The sequence below is a fragment of the Leptolyngbya sp. Cla-17 genome (assembly GCF_016807185.1).
Classification (GTDB): domain Bacteria; phylum Cyanobacteriota; class Cyanobacteriia; order Leptolyngbyales; family Leptolyngbyaceae; genus ULC077BIN1.
Window position 1 is genome coordinate 1,755,781 of record NZ_JAEVYN010000001.1, and the last position, 25,809, is coordinate 1,781,589.

A 25,809-nucleotide genomic window follows, 5' to 3' on the forward strand; every position below is an offset into this window, starting at 1 on the left:
AAACGAACTGATTTCCTAATGTTTACCGAATGTATTCCTTCAAAACACTATTCCGGTTAGGATGACGCAGTTTGCGAAGCGCTTTTGCTTCAATTTGGCGAATTCGTTCGCGAGTCACGTTGAAAATCTGACCGATTTCTTCCAACGTTTTCATACGTCCATCGTCCAAGCCATAGCGCAATCTTAAAACATCTCGCTCGCGGGGGCTAAGAGTATCCAGCACATTTTCCAAGTCTTCTCGTAGTAAATTCTTGGCAACTTGGTCTTCTGGCGTTTCCCCGTCTGATTCAATAAAATCACCTAGACGAGAATCCTCTTCTTTGCCGATAGGAGTTTCTAAAGAAATAGGAAGCTGAGCAGATTTTGCAATAAAGCGCAATTTTTCGATGGTCATTTCCATACGAGTTGCGATTTCTTCTTCAGTAGGCTTGCGCCCCATTTCTTGAGAGAGCAACTTCGTCGTTTTCTTAATTCGAGAAATTGTTTCATACAAGTGAACGGGAAGGCGAATAGTACGAGATTGATCCGCGATCGCTCTGGTAATTGCCTGCCGAATCCACCAAGTGGCGTAAGTCGAAAACTTGTAACCCTTCTCGTGGTCAAACTTTTCAGCCGCCCGAATCAGCCCTAAGCTGCCTTCTTGAATCAAATCTTGAAAAGACAATCCACGGTTCATGTATTTTTTTGCGATAGAAACCACTAATCGCAAATTTGACTGAACCATCTTGTCTTTTGCTCTACGTCCTAGATGAAGACGCTGAAGAAATGCACTGAGTGGCATGTTGACTGCATTTGCCCATTCAGAGTTTTGAGGACAGCGCTCTAACTGCTGAGACAAGCTTTCACGTATCCGTTCTAAGTCAAGCAGATCAGCAATTTTACGTGCTAACTCAATTTCTTCATCAGCGCGCAACAACCGAATGCGACCAATTTCCTGCAAATACAGGCGAATAGAGTCTTCCGTATAGTGCTTTTTCTTTGCTTGCGCTCGGCGGCGACCTGGTTTAGCCTTACCTGGCTTGCCATCCTCATCTGAGGCAGCTACGCCATCATCTGAATCATCCTCTTCTTCAATGAAGAGTTCTAAATCGTTGTCGGGTAAACCATCAGAAGCGCTACCTAGCAACTCGATTTCGAGTACGTTATTGACCTGGGTCATGCCGTGTTCCTCATGCTCCTTAACTAACAAATGGAAATCGTTAATGTTGCTTAATCAACATCAACAAAAGGATTTGCAAATAAGAGAAAACCTGTACCGCTAGCTAATAGAAACTAGCCGAATACACAGTATACTCCTTACTTCATAGTTCAAACTTCAAACGAACTACCTTACCAATAGTGGAAAGGTGACTTTTCAGGATGCTTCGATCGCAGGTCTCTTCACGATGCTATCCGCCTTCTATGAAACATAGCCATAACCCAGTTGAGGCATGAACTGTAACCAGCAAGGTAGAACATGAATCGAATATCCTGCTAAGTGCCACACTAACCTTCCCTCCAAAACTTCCTAGTGCCATGTCTGAATTTAGATAAACCATCCATAAGCTACGACTCAAAAACTAGTGAGCCTCTATGCCAAGTAACCCAGGACTGCAACTTAGGAATATTTTTCAATGGTAGACGAGAATGGAAAAGTGTAAGCTCCCTCTGCTAAGTTAACTCAGATCTTAGGAAATAAGATCTGAATGAGTATTAAACTAGTTCGCTATTCCAAGATAGTTTATGAGAATAATTAAAGGTTCATAAAAATAGCCTAAATCGCTCAGTCGTTTGAGTGAAGTTGAAAAAGTATCTACCTCAGAAGCTTGAAACCTCTGTCCCATAACCTTTAGATGAATTAAGTGGTAAATCATTTAATGGTTTAGCTGTTGCGGATATTGGATATAAAACTATAAATTTAAGGCGCGATCGCTAAGTTAAGCTCACAGATAAACCTAATTTCTATAAGCAGAAACTATAAATCTGATAACAGAATTTAAAGAAAACAATTTTTTTTGTTCATTATTGTTTACGATGCAGCTTGTTTTTTAAGACAAAAGTTTGATAGTAGCTTAAGCATTAATGGTCAAGGAGTAACTCTTTGACAGAACCACCTCGAAGAATTACCCAAGCTGGCGGTGCTATGACCAAGTCACTATGAATTCTCTTTTATGAGGAAATTCGCAACCAAGGTGATAAAGCTGCGATCTCTGTTGATTTGTCAGCTATCATTAGCTGACAAATCAAGTCAGCCTGAGACTATATCCCGTTTTGAACGGTATCTCAGCAAACCAAAACTTGAAGACAAAACGCGCTCTTCATCGATAACTAGAAAGCACTGTAAACTTCTCAACAGCAGTTTCTGGCTAACTCACTGCTTTAACCTAGGAGCGTTTTCCTGCTGCCATAGCTGGTCAATTGTGACAAAGTAGTAGCCTCGCTGGAGTAGAAGCGGAATCAACCGATCAACCACTTCTGCAACATCCACACCGCCGGTGTATCCATCATGTAAAACAATAATTGATCCATTCGTAACCTGTTGCAAAATGCGAGCAACAACTGTAGAAACGCCAGGACTGACCCAATCTTCGGGAACAACACTCCACATTACCGGGCGATAGCTCCACTGCTGTAGCAAGTCTAAAGTTTTGGGCGTAAAAAAACCGTTTGGTGGGCGAACATCCCAAACGGTTTTTGATGAAAGGTGGCAAGCTTTGACAATTTCAGCTTGGGTTTTATCTAAAGTTTGCTTCAGTTCAACCGATGAAAGCGTTGTGAAAGAGCGGTGGTCAAAACCATGTAGACCTAACCAATGATTGCTTTGATAAATTGAATGAGCGATCGCAGGTGATCGACTGACACAGAGACCTAGCAAAAAGAAACTAGCTGGAATTCCATAGCGATCTAGAACCTGAAGTAATTGAGGCGTGTAGTGTGGATGAGGTCCATCATCAAAGGTAAGCGCGATCGCAGGCACTTGCTGATCCCCAACCCAAAGACAACTCGGAAAGAGCGGCTTGAGAAACTGATGGATAACCGGGTAAAGCGGAGCAAGTTGCATAAATTAGGGCAGTTACTAACTAGAGCATAAAGACTAGATCATAAACAGTCTTAATCTAAATAGTCTCAATCAGGTTTTATGGAGCTAGCCGAGCTTTCTTCATGCGATTGGCGGTATACCATTGGGCGATCGCTGGCACCCAAGCTTCAAAATGGGGAAAGATGATTTCGCATAACTTTTGAGCTTCAAGCTGGGCATCCGACTTCCACCGCAGATCTAGCAAGTGCATCAGCGATCGCACATTTGCTGACATGACCCAATGCTGCCGCACATCAAACGGGATTAATCCACGGGCGTGTTCTTCAGAAAACCCTTGGTGAATCCGCTCATAATATCGATGGCAAGCCTTTAAGCACCACTCTATATCTTGCTGTCGTAGCTCCTCTGTGTAGTCATAATGTTTTCCCTGACGGTCAGAATAGGCCCCCAGCGGACGCAGATAGAACACATCTTCCATCTCGCGCCTACCTTCCACCACATCCAAAATTCGCTGTCCCGTATATCGAAACGATTGCACGTCAAAGCTAATACCAACGCGGTGGGTACGGATTTGCTGCATGGTGCTGTGAGGAAACCAACCACAGTTCAAAACGATTTGGGGATGTTCTAAAGGACCGTAATGCCCGCGATTACCTGCGAGTAATTGCTTAACGACAACTTCTCCGCATTTCTCTTCAGCAGGAAAGCGATCGCGCTCGTCCCAAACAAATTCCTCTGCATAATCTTGATGCATGGCGGCATAAATGACCTGCTGCGGATTTGGAGTTTGAGCAATTACTTGGACAGTAAAGCGATCCATAGAATTTTTAAGCAGTATATTTTGAGCCTTCTAGCATAGGTGTTTTGGGTCAAAAATGGGAGTTGATTCTAAATTTTAAATTTCTTAAGCCCATTCGCTTTTTCCTTGGGATCGCCTAGAATTGTGCCACCGGGCTACTCAAATCGATTAAGCTATCACTCAATCCATTGCATTTTTCAAAAGGCTGTGCCGTGCCGAACCGAATATCTTTTCTTTCGCTACTAGTCACTCTTGGGCTGTGGGGATCTGCTCAACCTGTCTCTGCCCAAGCTTTAATTCCTCATACGTTGCGCTTGGATACTACCAAGTTAGAGCAGCAGGGAGTTGGGCTGGCACAAGAAGCCTCTCAGTTGGCACAGTTTCAACAATATGAACTTGCCCTACAGAGAGCAAAGTTGGCAACGCAGCTAGCTCCTAAAAGCCCGGAAGTTTGGTCTTTGTTAGGTGGGCTGTATCTTCAAACAAACAATTTGGATCAGGGCATTACTTCACTCAAAAAATCTCAATCGTTGAATGGAAGCGGCAAAAATTCAGCAGTTTTATTTGCTTTGGGATCTGCTTATTTTCAAAAGGGAGATTATTCAGTTGCAGTAGATTACTTAAAGCAGGGGCTCAAGATTAAGCCGAATGTTCCTGGTGCGCTGTTTGATTTGGGTAATGCTTATTTAATGTTGAAGCAGTTTCCTGAGGCGATCGCTCAATATGAGCAAGCAGTTACTCAAGATAAAAGCTTTTGGCCAGCTATCAATAACATTGGTCTAATTAAATACGAAGTAGGCGATGGGGACGCAGCGTTAAAGCACTGGCAAAAAGCTGTAGATTTAGATCCAAAAGCAGCAGAACCTCGATTGGCGATCGCTGCAGCTCTATATGCTAGGGGTAAACGCGATCAAGGATTATCTTTAGGGGATGCAGCCATTCGGTTAGATAGCCGATATGCTGAGCTAAAGTTTTTGAAAGAAAACTTATGGGGTGCACGGTTACTCACAGATACTAGCAAGCTGCTTGAAACGCCCCAAATGCAAGCAACCTTAGCGCAAATTAAAGAAAAAAATCCTAGAACTCAACGCCCTTCCCCCCGATAGTTCGTATTCCCCCGCTCTTTCCATGCGATTAAAACCATTCCCTATGCGAGTTCAGGGTGTATTCCCGCTAACTAAGCGATCGCCAAAAAAAGCGTTCTACTCTTTCACAAGGCGACTATTGTGGTTAACGATCCTCCTACCAATCTTGTGGATCAGTTATCGAGAAATCAATAACTATTTTGTTGAACCACAAGCCATTTTTGTCTTGGGAGGAGCAACTGGACGAGAAGATTTCGCAGCAGAATTTGCCCAGCAGCATCCAGAGTTGCCCATATGGATTTCGGGTGGAAGCAACCCTGAGTATACCTACGGCATTTTTTCAGATGCAGGGATTAATCTCAAACAAATCCATATTGATCGAGAAGCGGTTGACACCGTGACCAACTTTACAACCCTTGTGGATAAACTAAAGGCAAAAGGAATCCACAGTGTTTATCTAATCACTTCCGACTATCACATGCGTCGGGCTAAAACCATTGGCGAAATTATTTTTGGAAGTCGAGGAATTTATATTAAGCCGATCGCAGTCCACTCTGGTCAAACGGTTGAACCCTGGCAAAAAGCAGTTCGTGATGGAGGCAGGGCTATCCTTTGGGTTACCACTGGCTATAGTGGTTCAACCCTTAAACAGCATTTCCACTCTCACTAGACAGAGTGCGAGGTGAAGAATGAAGGATCTCAAAAAAATGTTTTGCCTACCATTATTAGGCAATCGTGTTGACGCTTGCTTCCTGCACTAATACATAAGGCTGCACGATAAGAGCTTGAAATCGCTTCGATTGATTTCGATTCCACTCGCTTAGATGCGAGGGAGAAGGCTTTTGGATGAGCGCCTCATCAATCCAACGCTGGATACAGGTGGCATCATCCGTAGCGATCGCCACACCTACCTCTACTAGGTCAAGCCCTGAAGCTACCAAAATCACTACATCGCGACGAGCATGAGGAGCTAACCAGTCCCACTCTGCCTCATCCAGCGTTGCAGCCAACTCTGCTCGAAGATCGTTCATATTCTAAGCTACGCCATTCTAACCAAAGTCTATTCGATACATCACACTCACAGCAATCTGTAAAGATAAATTTCAAGCCAATCTGGGCAAATTCTACAGATTTTCGTACAAAACTGGTACTTTCACGGTCTGATTTGACGTAATACAAGCAGGTTATTCAAATCAAATTCTGACTTCGGTGATTTAACGCTGGCATAGACCTTAAGATTATTGACATTCTGAACATGACAGAAACCTAATCTTGCATCTACTAAATCTATGCGTCACCTTACTATTGCTTTTTCTTTGTTAGCTATACTTTTTTCAGCATCTGAGCCAGCTTTTGCAGGGAGAGATGGAGTTCCGAGTCGTCGAGTTGGCGGCGGAAGCCGCTGGACACAACCCAACCTGAAGCAATCTTCTTCGGTTTACTCTAAATTGAGCGCGATGGCGTTTGCGTCCAGGAACAATTTACCACTCGCATTCAAGTTAAAGGCCATTTACGGCTAAAAGACCGATGCTCTTACCTTCCCATGACTCACTTGCCACAGGGTAAGACATGCTATGGAAAAGCATGAAGTAGCTTTTAACCCAGCTTAAGGTGGTGTGTGAGCTTAAGCTGGTTCACCAGACGATTCTATCTTTAAGTTTTTCAAGCAACTTAGGACCTACACCAGAAACCCGATCAACGTCAGCTAAAGACGCAAATTGTTTTTGCTGACGGGCTACAATTATTCGCTTCGCCAAGCCGGGTCCGATTCCTGGCAGGGTCTCAAGTTCTGCTTGGGAGGCGCTATTTAAATTGATGCGGCGGTTTGCCTGTTTAGAGGTAACGCTGGTTTGTTGTGTTTTTTGAGTTGATTGGGGCTTGCCCGTCAATGACGATAGCGGTTGAGCAGGTTTTACTCGTTGTGGTGTGACAGCAGATACTGTTTTTTGGGGCAGTGGTCTGGGCGCGATCGCGGTCGTGACTGGACACTCTTTTGCTTGAGCTTCGACTTTCTTCTTAATCGCCGGGGGAATGCCCACAATGGCATTCGTGTAGAGACGCTCAAATTCTCGTTGATAGTGAGCTGCCACAACTGGATTATGGATGATGAGTACGGTCTCATCGTTGCCATTATTAGCCGCATTCGTCCAGTTGTGAGAACCTGCAATTACAGTTTGCTGGTCTACAATCCCAAATTTGTGATGCAGCAAATCACCGGGTGGCATTCGAGGCACTCCTACGGTTGCGATCGCGGGCTTCCAGGGATGATTACTGGCTTCATATTTGCAATCTTCTGCCAACGTGATCCCCATCATGTCTAAGGCTTCGCTATATGATCGATACGCAAAACCCGGATCAATTAAGGCTTTGATCTCTACTTGACGCTGATGGGTTGGTTCGAGCAAATCCACCAATTGTTGATCAGAGAAGACAAATAGTGCCATAGACACTGATTTGCTGGCACTGCTCAAGGTTTGACCAATCAGCCCATTGCTACTTTGTTGCCAAGACACTGAACGAGAGGTGGGAGAAAACTGCACCTTAACCTTCGTATTGCCTACCATCACTTGGCGCACTGGGCGAAAAGGCTTCTTTAACCCAAACAGGCTGCTCGGCGGCTTGCCGCCCGGACCATCCCCCCACATGAGGTTGAATTCTTCAGTAAAGAGGGTCGCCAGTGCAGGACTCTGAATTTTTAGCAGGTTATTGGCATTGCCGCGACTGTTAGGCGATTTGAAATCTCCATGAACATCGCTGGTTGTGAAATTGGCGGAGGTAACAATCATCGTTTGACCATCGACCACCACGAATTTATGGTGCATTAAGTTGCTGCCACTAGAACCATCAGCCGTATCGTCGATGCGGGGAACGTTTGCCCGATCTAGAACAATCAAAGCATCTCGATTATTGATTTCATCTAGACTCAGTTGACCGTCCCCATTCTGGTCGATGATGCGACGCGTTTCTTCAGCCCGATCGCGATCGCGTTTTTCCATCCGATTCAGTTCTTCAGCAGTGAAAGAACTCAACGGGCGAGAGTAAGTATTTTCCAAAATCAGCCGTATTCGTACACCCGCCTTTTGCCGCTCTGCCATCGCTTGAGCAATTCCTGGTAAGCGAAATTCTTGAACCGCCATATCAACCGTTGACCGCGCGGACGAAATGGCATCAATAATTGCCTGCTCCAAATTATCCCCATCTCGCGTTATCTGACGATAAGGCTCGGTATAGCTTGAGGCTGGTTCGTGATTGGTATAAACCTGAATTTGCTGGTCTTGCGGTAAAGGGCTAGGTCGGAGAATTTGCACTTCTTCCGACTGACAAGCCGAAAGACTAATTCCCAAAAAGGACAGCCAACAAATAGAGATATTCTGAATGGAATGAAGATTCACTGCTGTAGAAGTGTGAAGAACAGATGAAGAGTCAACTATTTTTATGATGCCCAATCACCTAAAAAGGTCACCAATGTTTGGGGCATCTGATTAAAAACGGCTGACATAAATCCCCTTGTACGCAAGAATGGTTGAAGCGATGCGATTCCCGTATGAATCGTTTCACAAATCGCAGCTATCCTTATTAAGCCTTTATATTTACTTTTTGACCGATGGGATCAACGCGAGCACGGATTGCAATTGACGCGATGGGCGGGGATCATGCCCCCAATGAAATCGTTGCCGGAGCTTTGAGAGCGCAGGCTGAACTCGGTGTTGAAGTACTTTTGGTTGGCGACCCAGAGCAAATTGCAGCCTCAACGCCTGCCGCTTCTAACCTGTCTTCTTTAGAGATTGTTCCGGCCGAAGGCACGATTGAAATGGGCGAGGAACCCCTAGGTGCCCTCCGGCGAAAGCCAAAAGCTTCCATCAACGTAGCGATGGAATTAGTAAAAAATAAACGAGCGGATGCAGTTGTCTCGGCGGGGCACTCTGGTGCTGCGATGGCAGCGGCACTACTCCGACTTGGGCGTTTACAAGGCATTGATCGCCCTGCGATCGGGGCAGTTTTTCCCACAATGATTCAGGGAAAGCCGGTGATCATTTTGGATGTTGGAGCTAACGTAGACTGCCGACCCAAGTTTTTAGAACAGTTTGCCACCATGGGTTCCGTTTACTCTCAGTATGTGCTGGGAGTAGCAGAACCCAAAGTTGGACTGCTGAATATTGGTGAGGAAGCGTCAAAAGGGAACGATCTGGCTCTGCGAACTCATCAGCTTTTGCAGGAAAATCAGGCAATTTCCTTTATTGGCAATGCAGAAGGACGCGACGTACTGTCGGGTCATTTTGATGTGATTGTCTGTGATGGATTTGTGGGAAATGTGTTGCTGAAATTTGCAGAAGCAGTTGGCGAAGTAGCACTGCAAATTTTGCGAGAAGAGTTACCTCAAGGGGTACGTGGCAAAGTTGGCACCTCTTTGTTGAAACCAAATCTGAAGCGGATTAAGCAGCGAATGGATCATGCCGAACACGGCGGTGGCTTGCTGTTGGGAGTAGCTGGCGTGTGTATTATTAGCCATGGTAGCTCTCAGGCTCCATCGATTTTTAATGCTGTGCGATTAGCGCGAGAAGCGTTTGATAACCAGGTTTTGGAACGAATTCAAGCAAACTATGTCGAGGCTAATCAGTTGCCAACGGTTAGTAGTTCGCAGGTAGATGGCTAGTTTAGAGCATGGGTTTGAATGCCCTATCCCAGTGATGAGTGGAGCAAGGATTTGAAACAACCAGGAGTCGGGATTGCACTAACGGGTAGCGGCTCGGCGGTTCCAGCAATTTCGCTTAGTAACGACCAACTGAGTCAAATTGTTGAAACGTCGGATGAGTGGATCGCTAGCCGAACTGGAATTCGGCATCGGCGGTTAGCCTCTTCTACAGAGTCTTTGGCAGGGCTAGCGGCTCAGGCAGGAGAACGGGCGATCACGATGGCGGGATTGTCTGCCACTGACATTGATCTGATTGTGCTAGCAACTTCAACTCCCGATGATTTGTTTGGCACTGCATGTTTAGTTCAAGCAGAACTAGGAGCCAGTCGCGCTGTGGCGTTTGATATTACGGCTGCCTGTTCTGGCTTTGTGTTTGGGCTAGTCACAGTGGCTCAGTTTATTCGGACGGGCGCTTACCAAAATGTGCTGTTGATCGGAGCCGATATGCTCTCTCGTTGGGTCGATTGGGGCGATCGCCGTACCGCGGTGCTGTTTGGCGATGGAGCCGGAGCGGTGGTCATTCAAGCGAATGAGTGCGATCGCTTGCTCGGGTTTGAACTTCGCAGCGACGGCAACCAAAATAAATATCTCAATCTGTCGTATCAGCCTCAAGAGAAGGTATTGGCTGAGCAAGTGGCGATCGGTCAGGGCAGTTTTCAGCCCATCACTATGAACGGGCAAGAAGTGTATCGCTTTGCCGCGCGCCGAGTGCCTGAAGTGATTGAAAAAGCCCTTTTTCGCGCCGAAATTACGACTTGCGATGTTGATTGGCTGCTACTCCATCAGGCAAACCAGCGGATTTTAGATGCGGTGGCAGAGCGGCTCAACATCCCGCCAGAAAAGGTGATCAGCAACCTAGCGAACTATGGCAATACCTCCGCGGCTTCCATTCCTCTCGCTTTGGATGAAGCCGTGCGAGAAGGCAAAATCAAACTAGGCGACACCCTTGTCACTTCTGGCTTTGGAGCCGGACTGACTTGGGGAGCCGCCGTTTTTCAATGGGGTAGATAGCATGACGAAAACCGCATGGGTGTTCCCTGGGCAAGGATCTCAAGTCGTTGGCATGGGTAACGATCTGCTGGAGTTGCCGGAGGCTAAGGCGATCGCGCAGCAAGCCGCTGACATTTTGGGTTGGTCAGTTGCAGAAATTTGCCAAAGCGCCGAAGATAAGCTCTCCCGCACGCTTTATACCCAACCCTGCCTGTATGTAGTGGAATGTTTGCTGGCAGACCAGATGAGAGCCAAAGGGCATCAACCCGCTTTGGTGGCAGGACATAGCTTGGGTGAGTATGTGGCACTTTATGTGGCGGAAGTGTTCAGCTTTTCAGCAGGATTGCAATTGGTCAAACGTCGAGCAGAACTAATGGATAGTGCATCGGATGGCATGATGGCGGCGTTGATTGGATTCGATTGCGACCAGCTAACCCAACAAATTGAGCAAACTCCGGATGTGGTCCTAGCAAACGACAACAACGCTGGGCAAGTCGTCATTTCTGGCACCATTGCAGCGGTTGAAACCGTCTTGAACATCGTCAAAGCAAAACGCGCCGTTAAGCTCAACGTCAGCGGTGCCTTTCACTCGCCTTTGATGGCAGCGGCAGCAACTGAGTTTCAAGCTGTTCTGGATCAAGTTTCCTTTAGCCCAGCAAAAGTGGCGATCTTGTCGAATGTTGATCCAACTCCTGCCACCGATGCGGCTGTATTAAAACAACGTCTGATTCAACAGATGACTGGATCGGTTCGCTGGCGAGAAATTTCCCTACAGCTACCCGAATTAGGGATTGAAACAGTGGTGGAGATTGGACCCGGCAAAGTGTTGACGGGACTCATTAAACGCACCTGTCCCGATTTGATCTTAAAAAACGTCAGTAATCTTGGCGAAATTTCCACAGTAGTAGACAGTGAACCTTGAATGAAGGATAGTGAGCAGGGGAAAATGGTTGGCAATAAACCGTCAACGATCGCCCTGCTTTTACTCTTTATTCGCTAGTTTCTTATGGGCGATCGCGAACCTTTCATTAATCTTGCGCTTTATCGTTTGCTTAAGTGGGCGGTCATCAGTCCTACCCTGCATACCTATTTTCGGGGAAAGATATACGGGGCTGAAAACGTGCCTCAAACAGGCAAGCTGATTGTGGTTAGCAATCATGCCAGCGATTTTGATCCAGTTTTTTTATCAAACTCTGTCCAGCGCCCGGTTGCCTATATGGCAAAAGAAGAACTATTTCAGATTCCAGTCCTGAAGCAGGCGATCACGCTCTATGGTGCCTATCCCGTTAAACGGGGTTCTGCTGATCGCAGCGCCATTCGAGCCGCGCTTGCCTCTTTAGACCAGGGCTGGGCAGCCGGAGTTTTCATCACGGGCACCCGCACACCCGATGGGCGCGTCACCAATCCCAAGCTGGGAGCTGCCCTGATTGCTGCCAAAGCGCAAGCGCCACTCTTGCCCGTTAGTCTATGGGGGACTCACGCGATCGCCCAAAAAGGATCTTCTATTCCTCGCTCCGTTCCCATTACGATTCGTATCGGCAAAATCATCCCGCCGCCCACATCCAACGATCGCGAAGAATTGGAAACCGTGACTCAGCACTGTACAACCGCAATTAATCAAATGTTGGATTTGGGCAGGTAGGGAGAGTTGGGGATTGGGATCTCGGTGTCAGGAGTCGGGAGTTCGCGAGCGGGAGTTTGAAGTTGAAGTGTTCAGACTTATTGCATGGGGACTCCGCACTTTGCCACTCGCTATTTTTCCTGATTTCGTTATCCTATAGGGGTTGCCCGCCAAGAGTAAGATTCCTTGTTATGACTGATCAACGTACCCGCATCTGCATTTTGGGTGGAGGCTTTGGAGGTCTCTACACGGCTCTGCGCTTAAGTCAGTTACCCTGGACAAAGCAAGAAAAGCCAGAAATTGTGCTGGTCGATCGCAGCGATCGCTTTCTATTTTCACCGCTGTTGTATGAACTCATGACCGGTGAACTGCAAACCTGGGAAATCGCACCAACCTTTGAAGAATTGCTAACGGATACAGGCGTGCGGTTTCATCAAGCCACGGTTGCCAATATTGATCTAGAGGCGCAGCGAGTTCAGCTTCAGGATGGCGCAGACCTGACTTACGATCGCCTCGTGTTGGCGCTGGGCGGAGAAACTCCGCTAAATCAAGTATCCGGTGCCGTTGAGTATGCGCTGCCCTTTCGCACGGTGGCAGATGCCCATCGCCTAGAAGAGCGGCTGCGGGTTTTGGAAGAGTCGGATGCGGAAAAGATTCGAGTGGCGATCGTTGGGGGTGGCTACTCTGGGGTAGAACTGGCGTGTAAATTGGCAGATCGGCTGGGCGATCGCGGAAGACTCCGCTTAGTGGAGCTTTCGGATCAACTGCTGCGAACTTCGCCTGAATTTAATCGCACGAGTGCTGCTAAAGCGTTGCAAGATCGCTCCGTTTGGATAGACTTGGAAACTGCAATTGAGGAAATTACAACCGACACTATTGCTCTCAATTACAAGAATGCCGTCGATACTATTCCTGTGGATGTTGTCTTATGGACAGTGGGCACTCGTGTTGCAGAAGTGATTAGCGCCTTGCCACTGAAGAAGAGCGATCGTGGCAAATTGGTGCTGACGACTACGCTGCAAGTGGTTGACCAACCCAATGTATTTGCTTTGGGCGATTTGGCAGACTGCAAAGATGTAGAAGGGCAACAGGTGCCGCCAACAGCGCAAGCAGCTTTTCAGCAAGCCGATTATTTAGGCTGGAACCTGTGGGCATCGCTGACCGGAAGACCTGTACTCCCGTTCCGCTATCAATACCTGGGTGAAATGATGACGTTGGGCACCGACAATGCCACGCTGACAGGTATGGGCATTAAGCTAGATGGATCGTTGGCAGTAGTTGCTCGACGGTTAGCCTATCTCTACCGGATGCCTACCCTGGATCACCAGCTTCGGGTCGGGCTAAATTGGATTACTCAGCCGCTTGTGTCTGCGATTGCAAGTTTTACTCACTAGTTCTTTGACGGTTGGCAGAAGCTGCAAAATACATCTAGATCATTATCTAATGAGAGAGCGATCGCTTTTTAAAATTTCAAAAAGCGATCGCTCAAGTTTGCAGAATCAAGTCAACAGATTGATTACTTCTGCTTGTTCTTAGCCTGACGGCGTTTTAAATAGCCCATACCCAAACTTGCGCCTAGCATCCCCAACATCGTAGTTGGTTCTGGCACGGCAGCACTGTCACCATCTACAAGCACTTCTCCACCCGTTGCATCAGCAATTAAAGCAGAAACATCGCGCACACGAATATCTGCGCCGCTGGCAATATCAGTTGCGTCAACCGTGCCCTGCAAGTCTTCGCGAATGTATCGCTCCAGAGCCGCCTGATAGGTTACACCGCCGAGGGTAAACTTGCGGCTGTCGGGGATACCCGCCAGGGTTGAGAAGTTATCGCCACCGTTGGCAGTGAAGTTGATGGTTGCCAAATCAAACAACGCCTGATTTGGATCAACTAGAAAACCGCCCTGCGCCACGTCGTATAGGAACTGTCCCGTGCGATCGTTGTTAGGATCTAGCAAAATGCTGATGATTCGAGCGCCATCTTGAGTGATTGCACCTGCTGCGGTGACTACTTGAGCAGCCTTGGTCACGTCATACACAACTTCCAAGCCAGAGAGTTGGAGGAACTGACCGCCGCCGCCCACACCGGGAGCCGTTTGACCAGAGACTGCCCGCTCTAGGATAGGCAGCAGTTCGCCACCCGTCAGGTCTGTGACAACGGAAACAAAGTTGGAGAACGGTAGCACATCAAAGGTATCAAACTCGGAGATGGTGTCGCCCGGAGCAAAGCGGCGATCGTTCCGAATGCCACCACCGTTTTGAATGCCCACTAAAATCTTGGCAGGATCTAGCCCAAACGTAGGAGCGCCATCTTGAGCCGCATCTCGAATTGCATCGGCAATCAAACTTCCAGCCAGTGTACTCTTAGCGCGAACTTCCGTTCGGACACTATTCAAGGGCACATTGGTTACGCCCACAGCAGTCGCCTGCAATTCAGCCACAAAAGCGGCAACTGGATTTTGTACTTGGCTCACTAAATCAGGACGGGGCGTAAGTCCATCCAAGTTTGTGTTGCGTTTAGGTCCCGAACCTGGCTCCAGAATGTTGGTGACTACGCCATTCGTGAACTCAAGTTGCAGATTGCCCAGGTATTTGTATTCGCCATCCGCGGAAACAATTAGCAGCGGCTCAACGCCACCCAACGCCGCCAGACTTGCCACTTGCTGCCCAGTCTGAGAGTTGTAAATCAGTGGATAGGAAGGAACTGCGGTTTCAGCCGCTAGAGGCAGCAACGGATCATCCGGGTTAGCCAACCGAGTGTCGCTACCCGCTGCCACAATCACATCCACACCCGTTAGTTTGCCAGCTAAACTCTTTTCTTCATTGATGTCTTGCAAGTGAGAAACAAGCACTACCTTGTCAATGCCTTGGGCAGTGAGTTTATTCACCTCTGCCTGAACGGTGCTGACCAAGACACTGAATCCTGGTGTTGTGGATAAATCACCGACCGTGCCAATGTTGCCAGGGCTAGAAATAGAGCGTAGTAAGGGAGTCGTCACACCCACAACGCCAATTTTCTCTTCCACACCATTCACCATTTTGGTGACAATAGTGCTGGGTTGAATCAACCCTTTCAACGGGCTGCTGTCGGGAATCACCAGGTTGGATGAAACAAAGGGACGGAATCTGGTGCCGTCGCCTTCTGGATCAATAAACCGGGCTAATACATCGGGTCCAAAGTCGAATTCGTGGTTGCCAATGCCGCCCACATCAATGTTGAACAGTTCTAATGCCTTGGCATCGTAAAACTGTTGTCCCGCAGGCAGGCTTAAACTTGCTTCAAATTGAGGTCCTGCCAAGAAGTTATCACCAGCGGTTAATAACAAGTCAAAGTCAGTGCTGCTAGCATTGCGCTGGCGATCGATCAGACTGGCAAACAAACCCACACCACTGTAATCAAATGTAGTCGCGGGTGTTGTGGCGGGAACTACAGGTGCGGTGCGGGTCAAAAGGGATGATTCACCATCACTGAAGTGCAGCAAATTTAGAGTAAAAGCTTGTGCAGCACTTGGAACCAAAGATCCTGTTAGGGTCAAAGTAGACGCTAACAGCCAGTGGCTGAAGCGGAACGGTTTTAGGTTGATTGACGGCATGATGGGTACTTAAGATGAATGGTGGTTAACAAGACGGGCCATGAGTTTGATGGCGGGTTGCCAATGAACTTTTGCATTCGCCTAACTCGGTACAATTTCTGACTTCTCTAAATGAATACTTTTAATTGATACCACCGTGAAATTACACAGGCATCTCAAACTTTAGCGATCGCAGGTTAAGAGAACCTCAAAGAAAGTTAAGCAAACCCTCAATAATCAGAAAATTTACGTAATCTTTATTTGTTGGTTAGTAGATTGATTTTTATCTCTTTAACGATTAGATTTTAGCGACTGTCAAAAGATAGATTTAAACTTAGCTCTGAGCAGATCCAAAACCTAAAGAATTTGGTGCGAGAATAGACGTGGAAAAAAAGCGCGTGGTTATGGTGAGCGAAGTAAAGTTGGTTGCAGGACGAGCAGTTCCTTTAATCGGAAATGATATCGATACCGATCGCATTATCCCGGCGCGGTTTTTGCGCTGCGTCACATTTGATGGGTTAGGGCAACACGTCTTTGAAGACGATCGTATTCAGCTAAACGGACAGCATCCGTTTGATTTGCCGCAGTATCAAGAAGCCAAAGTGCTGGTGGTCAACGGCAACTTTGGCTGTGGTTCCTCGCGAGAACATGCTCCTCAAGCGATCGCGAAGTGGGGCATTAAGGCGATCATAGGGGAAAGCTTTGCTGAGATTTTTTTGGGAAATTGCTTGGCGATGGGAATTCCTTGCGTCACGGCAGCGGCGGATGTGGTGAGAACTTTGCAGGATACGATTGTGGCAAATCCTCTAGCGAACATCACTTTAGATTTGGAAACCTGTCAGGTCGTCTGTGGTGATTTTTCTGCACCTGTGATGATGAATGAGGGCACTCGTTCGATGCTAGTGTCCGGCACTTGGGATGCCTGTGGACAGTTGGTTGCCCAAGCTGCTCAAGTTCAGGCGATCGCTGCCAAACTGCCTTATATGCAGTGGAGCCACTAGGCAACACCCGATATTTTTACAGCCATTTCTTCCGAGCAGACGCCGACTACGGGCGGCGCGTTGCCAAAGCATTGAGTATTGGAATTGATCCCTCAACGCTAGGACAAAACCAACAGAACAACCCTCAGCCCATAAACGCATAACCTATTCGCTGTAGGCTAGGCCGCTCCTTTGGGTCAGTAAACCTGGTATGACAACGGTCATTCATCAAGTTTCTGTCTAAAGGAGTTTTTTGTTAATGCAGCGGCAATTGAATGTTCCATACGTTCTTTTGTAAAGAATGTAGCCATTTTCAAAATCCTGTGCAGAATGTACTTGCAACCTGGGTGGTTCTAACTGATTACAAAGCTGGAACCGTGGTTATGGCAAGTTCTTCACACGTTTGGTTTTTGAAACGCATTGAACGTACTTTCTTCGGCTTATAAATCATCTGGGCGACGACGATTATCCGCGATCGCGGGATGGGCTGTGGCAGCAATCGCCCAATCTGAAGTTGTTCTAGCTCAACCGCAGGTTGCCCCGCCACCGCCGCCTTCGAGCTTGGTGCAACCGCCCCCCCCTCCCAGTCGGGTGCAATCCATACCGGTTAGTCCAGCAATGCCGTCTAATCAGCCCTCATCGTTGAATGAGCCGGTCTGGGTCATGCCGACAACGGTTCCCTCTCCCGCGGCCCCTCTGCCAGTGCTCACCTCACCCTCGACATTACCTGTTACGCCGCCGCTTTCTACTTCACCCCAGCAGGTTGTAGTTCCCAAAATAGAACCGCCGCCGCCCGGTCAAACTCCACTGCCACCTGTTCGCTCACAAAATCTAAACGATCTCGCTTTATTCGTTACAGAAGTACAAATTGCGGGAGTTGCCCAAGATTTGCAAGAATTCGGTTTACAGGCAATTCAGACCAAAGCAGGAGGGCAAGCAAACTCTGGTCAACTACAGAATGATGTGGCGCTGTTGCTAAATACGGGTTTCTTTTCGTCGGCGACAGTTTCCACTCGCCCCAACCCTCAAGGCGTGAGCGTTACTTTTTTTGCAACTCCTACAATTGTGCGGGCGATCGCCTTGCCCACTGCTCAAGCACTCACCTTCACCGCAACGAACGAAATCTTTAAAGACCAGTTCGGCAAGCCCATTAGCCCAACGGCACTCAATCAGGCAACGCAGCAAATCAACGACTGGTACGCCCAAAATGGGTACACTTTGGCGCGGGTAATTTCTCTGCGCCCTGATCGCAATGGCATTATCACCATTGAGGTGGCAGAGGGTGTAGTCGGGGAAACCCAGGTGCGCTTCGTCAGTCGCGATGGCAAGTCTGTGGATGAAAAGGGGCAACCCATTCGCTACCGTACCCAAGATGCCTTTTTGCAGCGCCAAATTAAAGTGCAGCCAGGGCAACCGTTTCAGACAAAAATTGCTCAAGAAGACTTGCAACGGTTGGGGCAGCTTGGCATTTTTGAAACGGTTAGCGTTGCGTTTGAAGGCGATGCGCGGCGGGTAACTGTTATTTATAACGTGACTGAGCGTGCGCCTCGCGATCTGCGGTTTGGCGGCGGCTTTAACGATTCTTTGGGACTCTATGCCACGGTTGGCGTGCAAGATATCAACTTTGGTGGCTTGGGGCAACGACTTGGTGGCACGGTGTTAGTGGGTACGAGAGATGTGCAGTTTGATGGGCGATTTGTTAGTCCTTATCGCGATACGGAACCCAATGTTCCAGGCTATAACGCCAGTATTTATCGGCAACAGGGATTTTCACAGGTATTTACTGATGAGGTGAATTTGCCCAATGGCGATCGCATACGAGAGCGGCGGCAAGGGGTTGGCATTGGGTTAGAGCGTCCCATTGGCAATGGTTGGAATGGAAATCTTGGGTTCAATTATAACAACGTCAGCATTCGGGATAGTGATGGCAAGGTCTCCAGCAACGATAGTTTAGGCAACCCACTCACGTTGAGTGGCAAGGGGATTGATGATCTGTTCAGCCTTTCATTTACCGCCATTCAAGACCTGCGCGACTACCCCTTAAATCCCGGTAACGGCTCTGTCACTCGCTTGAACGTCGAGCAATACTTACCGATTGGGCGCGGGCAGGTATTTGGCACGAAGCTTCAGGCGGAACACGCTAAATATTTTCCGGTGAAATTGATTACGGCAAATCAAAAGGATGCGCCCCCCACTGAACGTCAGCCAGAAGTGATTGCATTGAATGTGCAAGGGGGGACTAACGTGGGTGATTTGCCGCCCTACAACGCTTTTATATTGGGGGGAGCAAACTCAGTGCGGGGTTGGGATACGGGCGATATCGCCACTCCTCGCAGCTACATTCAAGCAACCGCTGAATACCGCTTTCCAATTTACAAATTCATTGGCGGCACCGCTTTTGTAGATTTTGCCTCTGACCTAGGCAGCAATAAAGATGTGTTGGGTGAACCGGGTGTGGTGCGCGGCACTCCTGGTAGTGGGATTGGCTATGGGTTGGGGGTGAGGGTCAACTCACCGCTTGGCATTATTCGAGCAGATTTTGGCTTTAGTGGGCAGGGCGACACGCGCTTTCAATTTGGCTTTGGGCAACGGTTTTAGAGAAAGATAGTGCTGGGTGCGGAGCGAAGAAGCAAAGAGTTGAGTTCGTCATTCAACCTTCTCCGCCCCTGCTGCTAAGAACTCGGTTCAACGATACCAAATAACTTTTGCGAGAACGCAAAAGACGTTTCTACACTACGAGGCTAAATACCCATTACCTTCTGTACTTTGGATAGGAATTCTTCCTCAAGTTTGACAACTTCATCACTTGCAAGCAACTTCTCAAGCTCACTGCTAGCTTTTCGTTTTAATTCATCGCTGCCCAAGCGTTCACTAATGTTCTGAAGCAGGTCTTCCACTTTTTGGGAGTCAACCTTCGCAGACCTGATTTTTGGAATGGTTCTTTGCAAATATCCACTGAATGAGATGCCAGACTCCCACTTTAACTGAGTGGATTCGTTTTCTATAAAATCTTGTTCAGCTAACGAAATCAAATCATCCGAGTACATACCCAGGAGACATAGATCCACCATTGCCTCTTTTTGAGTTTGATTCCACCCATCAGAGTGCTTCAGCAATTTTTGAAAAAGAACTTGCATATTTTTTCCTTTGCAGCTTAGTGTTTTGTCAACGACAGATCAACGTTTAGATACACTCACTTTTTACAGGATTCCGCATTTAGCGAAGCACGATAAGCAATTTGGAGACTCCTCTCAACATGAGGCGCAGATAAGACAGGGTAGGGGTTTCAGATTTTTATCTGTACCTCACTAGATTAAGAACCGCTATAGCAGGTAGAGTTAATCACAATGCCTAACATGAGTCGCTAACTTTCCAAATATGTCCCACCTAACAACTTAGCGGTCGAACAAACCTTTGGAAAGACTGATCCCTAAAATAATTTTGGATACTGATCCCGGCGGCGACGATATTTTTGCGTTGCTATGGCTGCTGAGCCTAGTCAAGCAGGGGGTAGCTAAATTGGTTGCCGTAACAACGGCAGAAGGCAATGTTTCTGCTAGGCAAACGTTTGCCGCTGCCAGCAAAATTTTGAAGTTAGGTGGACTCGATGAAATTGAGATCGGGCGTGCAGTTGCAGTAAATCACGCAACTACCAATGCCGCTCACATTCACGGCAGCGATGGTATGGGTAATCTGTCTCAGACTTTGCCAGAGGGTGATCGCTCTTTTGAGCTGGCAAACGATTCAGATCAGGTGTTGATAGATGCCTTGACGACTCAGCCCGGTGAGATCACCATTTTAGCGATCGCCCCCTTCACCAATCTGGCAGCCGCAGAAACTCGCTCTCCTGGCATTTTGCAGCGGGCAAAAGAAATCGTGTTGATGGGCGGTGCATTTGGGTGTGCTGGCAATGTTACAGCCCACGCTGAGTTTAATGTTGCCTATCATCCAGAAGCCGCCCAAGTGGTGCTGAATAGCCGCAGTGATATCGTGATGGTGCCGTTGGATGTGACGCGATCGCTGATTTTTACGGAAGCGATGGCACAAACGATCAGGCAGGCGAATCCAGATAGCGCGATCGCCCAGTTCATCGACGCTTTGTGTAGTTTCATGATTTCCACTGCCTTGACCTATCGAGAAACCCAGGGCGATCGAGGGTTTTTAATTCACGATGCCGCCACGGTAGGCTATCTCTTTTACCCTGAAACCTTCCTCTGGCGACGAGCAACGGTGCAGATCGAAACCCAAGGGTTGTGGACTCGCGGGCAGACATTAATAGACAATCGGCACGGAGCAAAAGCAGAAGCCAACGCCTGGATTGCCACTCAAGTCGATGCTCCCAACTTTTTCACTAGCCTAATTGAGGATTTCAAGCGCCTGTAGCGGTGAGACTTACAGAGCAAGTATTCTTCAGCACTGAAAGCCGATCAATCGATGTGGTTTGCGGTGTGGTGAGTGGAATACAACTAACGATTGATGGCAAACAAGCGATCGCTTGCCATAATTTTTTGTAGATCGTTGGTATTCTGCCAGCGCATGAGCATGTGGGGATTGAGCATGATTAGGTCGTGGATGGTAATTGGGGCGGTGGCGATCGCGGTTGCTTTTTCAGGAAATATTCTTGGACGCAACAACATGCGTTGGTTTCGCCAATTACGGCGACCTAAATGGCTGACTTTTGAACCGCTGATTCCTGTCATTTGGACAGTGATCCTGATCTGCGGTGCTTGGTCAGCTTATCTTGTGTGGGAATCGAACCCTGGCACCGAGCAAACCTGGTGGTTGATGGCATTTTATCTATTGCTGGAGATTGTCATCATTGCCTACTCGCCTGTTACCATTCGCCTCCGCAACCTCAAAGCAGGCACGATCGTTGGTGGTATCGGTTTTATAATTGGCTTGATCTTGGCATTCTTGGTGCAACCCATTTCTAATACGGCATTCTGGCTGCTGGTGCCCTATTTACTCTGGAGTCCAATTGGCACGTATACCACCTGGGCAATGCATCAACTAAACGGCGATTAATCAAGGTTGTTCCTAATATGAATTGCTCCCCCTCATTGATTTAGGTCAGTTTAGTCAAAGAGCGAATTAGGTTTTGTCGGGCTTTAGCTTCATATCGGTCCTGGAATAGAGGGGTTGAATAGATCTGCGATCGCCCCATCAACCCTTTCAAAATCTTGCCCCGCTCACGTCGATAAATAAGTTCTGGCACCCATTTATATTCAGCCCGCACTTGCTGCTCATATTCATCAAACCGTTCTGGCTCAGCCGCCAAAATCCCTAAGTCCACATCAACTAGAACTTCAGCATCTCGACTCGTAGGTATCGCGTCATGCTTCGTTGCCATAATCAGCGAATACACACGATCCCCAATTGCTTCAGGTAAGCCATGAGCTATCACGCTTGTCCTTACCCATTCAGCGCTTTTCTGCTCATTATCTTTGCTAGCTAACTCATAGATTGCGTCATGAAACCAGATTGCAAGCTCCACTTCCGGTGGATGCGTTGCCTGCTCCCGAATCTGTTCAAAGTGATTAAAACACTCATTTAAGTGTTGCAATGTGTGATATCTACGATGGGGTTCAGCATACCGGGCACAGATCAACTCATAAAGCTCTACGTTGCCTTCAGCACCAAGTTGTTGCCATGTTTTCTGCCAGTGCGCGATCGCAATCATTATCATCCTGCATAGAGGCTATTTGAAATTGGCGGATAGGCGATTGGATAGACGAAGCGATCGCTTTAACACTGTTAGGATTATAAAGTTTCAATTTGTGTCCTTAGGAGATAGTTATGACTCGCGCAACCATGGAAACCGACAAGGGCACCATTCATCTAGAATTATTTGATAAAGATGCCCCCAATACTGTCAAAAACTTTGTTGAACTAGCGAACAGCGGCTTTTATGACGGGCTAGCCTTTCATCGGGTTCTCTCTAACTTTATGGTGCAAGGGGGCTGCCCCAACACTCGCCCCGGCGCAACAGGTACACCCGGAACAGGCGGACCGGGCTACAAAATCAAGTGCGAAATTAATTCTAATTTGCACGAGGCAGGCTCACTCTCCATGGCACACGCTGGAAAAGACACAGGTGGCAGTCAGTTTTTTATCTGCCATTCGCCTCAATCGCATCTTGATGGCGTACATACCGTATTCGGTAAAACCGAAGATATGGATATTGTGAATGCCATCCGTCAAAACGACAAAATTCTTTCTGTGAAAGTCGAAGCGTAAACTTTTCTACCATAGGAAGTTTTTGATAGGTGCCTTCGTAGGGCGTTGAGCAAAACGCTCTACGGAAAACCAGACGCAAGTTTTTGATAGGACGAATTTGTTACTGAAAAATTTTCGTCATTTGTCGAAGATCGCGATCGCACTTGAGAATTAATTTTTCTAAGGCATGTCAGGATTACGTTTACTATGCTAAGGAACAGGATTCAACCCTCAATTTAGATATTCACCGATGGCTGCAAACTATTCTTTCGATATTGTTAGCGAGTTCGATCGTCAAGAGTTAGTCAATGCCCTTGATCAGGCAACCCGCGAAATTCAGAGCCGATATGACTTAAAAGATACTAAAACCACTGTAGAACTGGGTGAAGAAGCAATCACCATCAACACCGATAGCGACTTTACCTTGGATGCCGTCAATGGTCTGATTCAAACTAAAGCGATTAAGCGCAACCTATCCCTGAAAATTTTTGATTATGGCAAGGTTGAATCCGCAAGCGGTACCCGTGTGCGGCAAGAAGTGAAATTAAAAAAAGGAATTTCCCAAGAGCTTGCCAAGCAAATCTCTAAGTTGATTCGCGACGAGTTTAGCAAAATTCAAGCATCGATTCAGGGAGACGCAGTGCGGGTTACAGCAAAGTCTAAAGATGACTTGCAAGACGTGATCCAGCGGTTGAAGCAAGAAGATTACCCAACGCCTCTGCAATTTACCAATTACCGATAGCGGCAATTGCCACCTTAAAGGTTCGGTTTGGCGACTATCGCTTATCCGAAATTCCGGCTAACTTCGTATGAGTAGGCGATCGCCATTCAACTTATTTTTATCTTCAGGAAAAATAGTTTGATGGGATTTGCAACTTTAACAAGCCTACTTTATGAGTGATCAAAACCGGATTAAAGAGGGATAAGGGCGTGTCGAAGTGGTTGTTGCCAACTTTAAGTGAAGTGATAGCGCTGAATGATCCAACCTGGATGGGCACATCAGACTCAGCAAGTAATGTAAAGCCTGAACCCCCTCAGCGCTTCAATAGCCGTGCAGCTTTGCAACAACTCAAGGTAGAGCGCGAGTGGTATGGCGCGATCTCGGCGCTCAGTGTCCTTTTACAACATCACCTGACGATTCCAAACACTCCCGCCTATGCAGCTGCTCAAACTGTTGCTCGAACGTTGAATGGCAATGGCGACCAAGCAATTTCTGGCGTGATTTTGTCCGGTCCTACCCCTATTTTCAACCATCCTCAAGTAGTCAAGCAGTTTGCAACTCGCACGCTGGCGGCAACCTCCCTAGATTCGCCTCACTGGATGCCGTTTCAATTGCTTCCAGCAGAATCAGAAACACTTGCGAGTGACCATCCGCTGCCAATACTGCCGTTACTACCCGGCGATCCACTAGCGGCAGAACCGTTTTGTCTGGTCCTAACTCCTTGGTTCAGTTTAGTCATGGTATTGGGCGAAACCCTGACCCAAGAACCTGCTTTTTTGTTTTCCTTCGTGCCAGAGGTGGTGCAGCAAGCTTGGGAAGCGATTCGCCCTCGCATTTTGCTGATGACCTCTCACCAAGTCGATCACCTGGATGAATTGATACATCAGTTTGCACCCGTTTCACCAGATTATAAAACGGTGATGCAGTTCAGTCGGTTGATGTTGGAATTGCCACCATCGGAAGATGAGCAGCCAGAGCCAATTTTTCAGGCAACCGGGTTCAATGTCTCAAATGAGACATTGAAAAAAGAAATTACTCAAAATGTTGCCTGGTCGAATACTTCCAGTAATAAAACGATTCCAGTGCAAGCAGAACTAGATGAAAAGTATTTGGATGTGGAATTGGTGCAAGCGATCGCCCATGAAGTTCGCACCCCATTAACTACCATTCGCACTTTGACGCGATCGCTGCTCAAGCGCCTCGATCTAGCTCCCGATGTGTTGAAACGGCTTAGCATCATCGACCGTGAATGCAGCGAACAGATTGATCGATTTGGGCTGATCTTTCGAGCGATGGAATTGGAAACTACCACCACCCATCAACCTCAAATGTCTTTGATTCGCACCTCTGTAGTCGATGTGTTTCAACAAAGCATTCCCCGCTGGCAGCAACAAGCCAGCCAACGTCAGATGACCCTGGACATCGTTGTTCCTGAAACAATGCCAGCCGTCGTCAGCGATCCAACCATGCTAGAACAGGTCCTCACCAGCTTAATCGAGCGCTTTACCCGCAATTTGCCTGCTGGCAGCCATATTCAAGTAGATGTGACCCTGGCAGGAGATCAGCTTAAACTACAGCTACAATCCCTGTTAGATACCGCAAGTCAGGTTAAGTGTAAGGGGCTGTTTGGCACGTCGTTACCTAAACCTTCGCCTAAATCCATTGGACATATGCTGATGTTTCAACCAGACACAGGTAGCCTTAGCCTCACCCTAGCGGTAACGAAAAGTTTGTTTCAGGCGATCGGTGGCAAGCTAACAGTCAAACAACGCCCTAAAGCCGGGGAAATTATGACCGTTTATCTGCCCCTAGAAATGGAGCGATCGCCCCTAGAAAGCAGCACAATCATTACGATTTAACTCATCCCCTTTCAACCAATATCTGCCACGTCTGTAGGACTTTATCGGGTCATCCTGTGAAAAGCTCCTACAGGTAATATTGCGGATAAAAATTGATTCCAGAGTTCCTATTCCTCACACAATCTTGATAGTTCTCCTAGCTTTAAGTCTCAATGAATGGGCATTCTAAAAGCAAAACGATCGCATAGATCAATTTGTCTGTCTACGCGATCATCCCATTTAATTAGCAACCCTCACTAAATTGCTTTCAGGACG

Annotated in this window: 22 protein-coding genes; 14 read left to right on the forward strand and 8 right to left on the reverse strand. The window is 47.5% G+C overall.

The annotated features are described in order from the left end of the window. Positions 1-22 precede the first annotated feature (22 nt). The 3 genes from rpoD to thyX form a co-directional block, all read right to left on the reverse strand. Positions 23-1,159 carry an RNA polymerase sigma factor RpoD gene (gene rpoD / locus JOY44_RS07930; RefSeq protein ID WP_171573070.1) on the reverse strand — a complete coding sequence of 379 codons (1,137 nt, stop codon included), beginning with the start codon at positions 1,157-1,159 and terminating at the stop codon, positions 23-25. A 1,191-nt stretch (positions 1,160-2,350) separates the two neighbouring features. Next, positions 2,351-3,040, reverse strand: a complete 690-nt coding sequence (locus tag JOY44_RS07935) for a polysaccharide deacetylase family protein (RefSeq protein WP_171573071.1) — start codon at positions 3,038-3,040, stop codon at positions 2,351-2,353. A gap of 76 nt (positions 3,041-3,116) precedes the next feature. Next, the gene (gene thyX, locus JOY44_RS07940) at positions 3,117-3,839 is read right to left on the reverse strand and encodes an FAD-dependent thymidylate synthase (protein WP_171573072.1); all 723 of its coding nucleotides are present in this window, start codon (positions 3,837-3,839) and stop codon (positions 3,117-3,119) included. A gap of 191 nt (positions 3,840-4,030) precedes the next feature. Here thyX and JOY44_RS07945 point away from each other — a divergent pair, with 191 nt between their 5' ends. Together JOY44_RS07945 and JOY44_RS07950 are read left to right on the forward strand one after the other, a co-directional pair. Then, a complete protein-coding gene (locus tag JOY44_RS07945; protein WP_171573074.1) occupies positions 4,031-4,924 on the forward strand; it encodes a tetratricopeptide repeat protein in 894 nt (297 codons plus the stop codon). A 22-nt stretch (positions 4,925-4,946) separates the two neighbouring features. After that, positions 4,947-5,573: a YdcF family protein gene (locus JOY44_RS07950; RefSeq protein WP_242541728.1), complete on the forward strand. Its 627-nt coding sequence runs from the start codon at positions 4,947-4,949 to the stop codon at positions 5,571-5,573. Between the two features lie 55 nt (positions 5,574-5,628). Here JOY44_RS07950 and JOY44_RS07955 read toward each other — a convergent pair whose 3' ends face one another. Both JOY44_RS07955 and JOY44_RS07960 read right to left on the reverse strand, forming a co-directional pair. Beyond that, complete coding sequence (locus JOY44_RS07955; protein WP_171573077.1) at positions 5,629-5,934, reverse strand: DUF2288 domain-containing protein; 306 nt, start codon at positions 5,932-5,934, stop codon at positions 5,629-5,631. 603 nt (positions 5,935-6,537) lie between these two features. Continuing rightward, the gene (locus tag JOY44_RS07960; protein WP_197985055.1) at positions 6,538-8,295 is read right to left on the reverse strand and encodes a phospholipase D-like domain-containing protein; all 1,758 of its coding nucleotides are present in this window, start codon (positions 8,293-8,295) and stop codon (positions 6,538-6,540) included. Between the two features lie 212 nt (positions 8,296-8,507). On the opposite strand from JOY44_RS07960, the gene plsX reads away from it, so the two are divergent. The 5 genes from plsX (at position 8,508) to JOY44_RS07985 (ending at position 13,601) form a co-directional block, all read left to right on the forward strand. Then, complete coding sequence (plsX, locus tag JOY44_RS07965; RefSeq protein WP_171573080.1) at positions 8,508-9,557, forward strand: phosphate acyltransferase PlsX; 1,050 nt, start codon at positions 8,508-8,510, stop codon at positions 9,555-9,557. Positions 9,558-9,575: 18 nt separating this feature from the next. Continuing rightward, a complete protein-coding gene (locus JOY44_RS07970; protein WP_171573082.1) occupies positions 9,576-10,607 on the forward strand; it encodes a beta-ketoacyl-ACP synthase III in 1,032 nt (343 codons plus the stop codon). A 1-nt stretch (position 10,608) separates the two neighbouring features. Then, positions 10,609-11,508: an ACP S-malonyltransferase gene (fabD, locus tag JOY44_RS07975; protein ID WP_171573084.1), complete on the forward strand. Its 900-nt coding sequence runs from the start codon at positions 10,609-10,611 to the stop codon at positions 11,506-11,508. Positions 11,509-11,592: 84 nt separating this feature from the next. Further along, positions 11,593-12,228 carry a lysophospholipid acyltransferase family protein gene (locus JOY44_RS07980; protein ID WP_171573085.1) on the forward strand — a complete coding sequence of 212 codons (636 nt, stop codon included), beginning with the start codon at positions 11,593-11,595 and terminating at the stop codon, positions 12,226-12,228. Positions 12,229-12,398: 170 nt separating this feature from the next. After that, entirely contained in the window at positions 12,399-13,601 is a 1,203-nt protein-coding gene (locus JOY44_RS07985) for an NAD(P)/FAD-dependent oxidoreductase (protein WP_171573086.1), read from the forward strand. A gap of 122 nt (positions 13,602-13,723) precedes the next feature. Here JOY44_RS07985 and JOY44_RS07990 read toward each other — a convergent pair whose 3' ends face one another. Next, the gene (locus JOY44_RS07990; RefSeq protein WP_171573087.1) at positions 13,724-15,799 is read right to left on the reverse strand and encodes a 5'-nucleotidase C-terminal domain-containing protein; all 2,076 of its coding nucleotides are present in this window, start codon (positions 15,797-15,799) and stop codon (positions 13,724-13,726) included. A 362-nt stretch (positions 15,800-16,161) separates the two neighbouring features. Between JOY44_RS07990 and leuD the strand changes: the two genes are divergently transcribed. Beyond that, positions 16,162-16,779 carry a 3-isopropylmalate dehydratase small subunit gene (gene leuD, locus JOY44_RS07995; protein WP_197985056.1) on the forward strand — a complete coding sequence of 206 codons (618 nt, stop codon included), beginning with the start codon at positions 16,162-16,164 and terminating at the stop codon, positions 16,777-16,779. A gap of 399 nt (positions 16,780-17,178) precedes the next feature. Next, on the forward strand, positions 17,179-19,356 hold the full coding sequence (locus JOY44_RS08000; RefSeq protein ID WP_197985057.1) for a BamA/TamA family outer membrane protein: 2,178 nt from the start codon (positions 17,179-17,181) through the stop codon (positions 19,354-19,356). Positions 19,357-19,499: 143 nt separating this feature from the next. Here JOY44_RS08000 and JOY44_RS08005 read toward each other — a convergent pair whose 3' ends face one another. Continuing rightward, positions 19,500-19,895 carry a hypothetical protein gene (locus tag JOY44_RS08005; RefSeq protein WP_171573088.1) on the reverse strand — a complete coding sequence of 132 codons (396 nt, stop codon included), beginning with the start codon at positions 19,893-19,895 and terminating at the stop codon, positions 19,500-19,502. Positions 19,896-20,199: 304 nt separating this feature from the next. Between JOY44_RS08005 and JOY44_RS08010 the strand changes: the two genes are divergently transcribed. Continuing rightward, the gene (locus JOY44_RS08010; RefSeq protein ID WP_197985058.1) at positions 20,200-21,141 is read left to right on the forward strand and encodes a nucleoside hydrolase; all 942 of its coding nucleotides are present in this window, start codon (positions 20,200-20,202) and stop codon (positions 21,139-21,141) included. Positions 21,142-21,315: 174 nt separating this feature from the next. Next, positions 21,316-21,783, forward strand: coding sequence for a TspO/MBR family protein (locus tag JOY44_RS08015; protein WP_171573089.1), 468 nt, complete (start codon positions 21,316-21,318; stop codon positions 21,781-21,783). A 40-nt stretch (positions 21,784-21,823) separates the two neighbouring features. Here the strand turns inward: JOY44_RS08015 and JOY44_RS08020 are convergent, their stop codons facing one another. Further along, positions 21,824-22,438, reverse strand: a complete 615-nt coding sequence (locus tag JOY44_RS08020) for an N-methyl-D-aspartate receptor NMDAR2C subunit (protein ID WP_171573090.1) — start codon at positions 22,436-22,438, stop codon at positions 21,824-21,826. A 116-nt stretch (positions 22,439-22,554) separates the two neighbouring features. Here JOY44_RS08020 and JOY44_RS08025 point away from each other — a divergent pair, with 116 nt between their 5' ends. The 3 genes from JOY44_RS08025 (at position 22,555) to JOY44_RS08035 (ending at position 25,554) form a co-directional block, all read left to right on the forward strand. Continuing rightward, positions 22,555-22,995: a peptidylprolyl isomerase gene (locus JOY44_RS08025; RefSeq protein ID WP_171573091.1), complete on the forward strand. Its 441-nt coding sequence runs from the start codon at positions 22,555-22,557 to the stop codon at positions 22,993-22,995. 229 nt (positions 22,996-23,224) lie between these two features. Then, positions 23,225-23,716 carry a YajQ family cyclic di-GMP-binding protein gene (locus JOY44_RS08030; protein ID WP_171573092.1) on the forward strand — a complete coding sequence of 164 codons (492 nt, stop codon included), beginning with the start codon at positions 23,225-23,227 and terminating at the stop codon, positions 23,714-23,716. Positions 23,717-23,904: 188 nt separating this feature from the next. Next, positions 23,905-25,554 carry a sensor histidine kinase gene (locus JOY44_RS08035; RefSeq protein WP_171573093.1) on the forward strand — a complete coding sequence of 550 codons (1,650 nt, stop codon included), beginning with the start codon at positions 23,905-23,907 and terminating at the stop codon, positions 25,552-25,554. The last annotated feature ends 255 nt before the right edge of the window (positions 25,555-25,809 follow it).

Bases quoted from the DNA above. Each gene is read 5' to 3' on its own strand.
- fabD (WP_171573084.1), top strand. From the start codon at position 10,609: ATGACGAAAACCGCATGGGTGTTCCCTGGGCAAGGATCTCAAGTCGTT.
- JOY44_RS07970 (WP_171573082.1), top strand. From the start codon at position 9,576: ATGCCCTATCCCAGTGATGAGTGGAGCAAGGATTTGAAACAACCAGGA.
- thyX (WP_171573072.1), bottom strand. From the start codon at position 3,839: ATGGATCGCTTTACTGTCCAAGTAATTGCTCAAACTCCAAATCCGCAG.
- JOY44_RS07990 (WP_171573087.1), bottom strand. From the start codon at position 15,799: ATGCCGTCAATCAACCTAAAACCGTTCCGCTTCAGCCACTGGCTGTTA.
- JOY44_RS08030 (WP_171573092.1), top strand. From the start codon at position 23,225: ATGGCTGCAAACTATTCTTTCGATATTGTTAGCGAGTTCGATCGTCAA.
- JOY44_RS07935 (WP_171573071.1), bottom strand. From the start codon at position 3,040: ATGCAACTTGCTCCGCTTTACCCGGTTATCCATCAGTTTCTCAAGCCG.
- JOY44_RS07955 (WP_171573077.1), bottom strand. From the start codon at position 5,934: ATGAACGATCTTCGAGCAGAGTTGGCTGCAACGCTGGATGAGGCAGAG.
- JOY44_RS08020 (WP_171573090.1), bottom strand. From the start codon at position 22,438: ATGATTGCGATCGCGCACTGGCAGAAAACATGGCAACAACTTGGTGCT.
- JOY44_RS08025 (WP_171573091.1), top strand. From the start codon at position 22,555: ATGACTCGCGCAACCATGGAAACCGACAAGGGCACCATTCATCTAGAA.
- JOY44_RS07980 (WP_171573085.1), top strand. From the start codon at position 11,593: ATGGGCGATCGCGAACCTTTCATTAATCTTGCGCTTTATCGTTTGCTT.
- JOY44_RS08005 (WP_171573088.1), bottom strand. From the start codon at position 19,895: ATGCAAGTTCTTTTTCAAAAATTGCTGAAGCACTCTGATGGGTGGAAT.
- JOY44_RS07950 (WP_242541728.1), top strand. From the start codon at position 4,947: ATGCGATTAAAACCATTCCCTATGCGAGTTCAGGGTGTATTCCCGCTA.
- rpoD (WP_171573070.1), bottom strand. From the start codon at position 1,159: ATGACCCAGGTCAATAACGTACTCGAAATCGAGTTGCTAGGTAGCGCT.
- JOY44_RS08015 (WP_171573089.1), top strand. From the start codon at position 21,316: ATGATTAGGTCGTGGATGGTAATTGGGGCGGTGGCGATCGCGGTTGCT.
- plsX (WP_171573080.1), top strand. From the start codon at position 8,508: ATGGGATCAACGCGAGCACGGATTGCAATTGACGCGATGGGCGGGGAT.
- JOY44_RS07985 (WP_171573086.1), top strand. From the start codon at position 12,399: ATGACTGATCAACGTACCCGCATCTGCATTTTGGGTGGAGGCTTTGGA.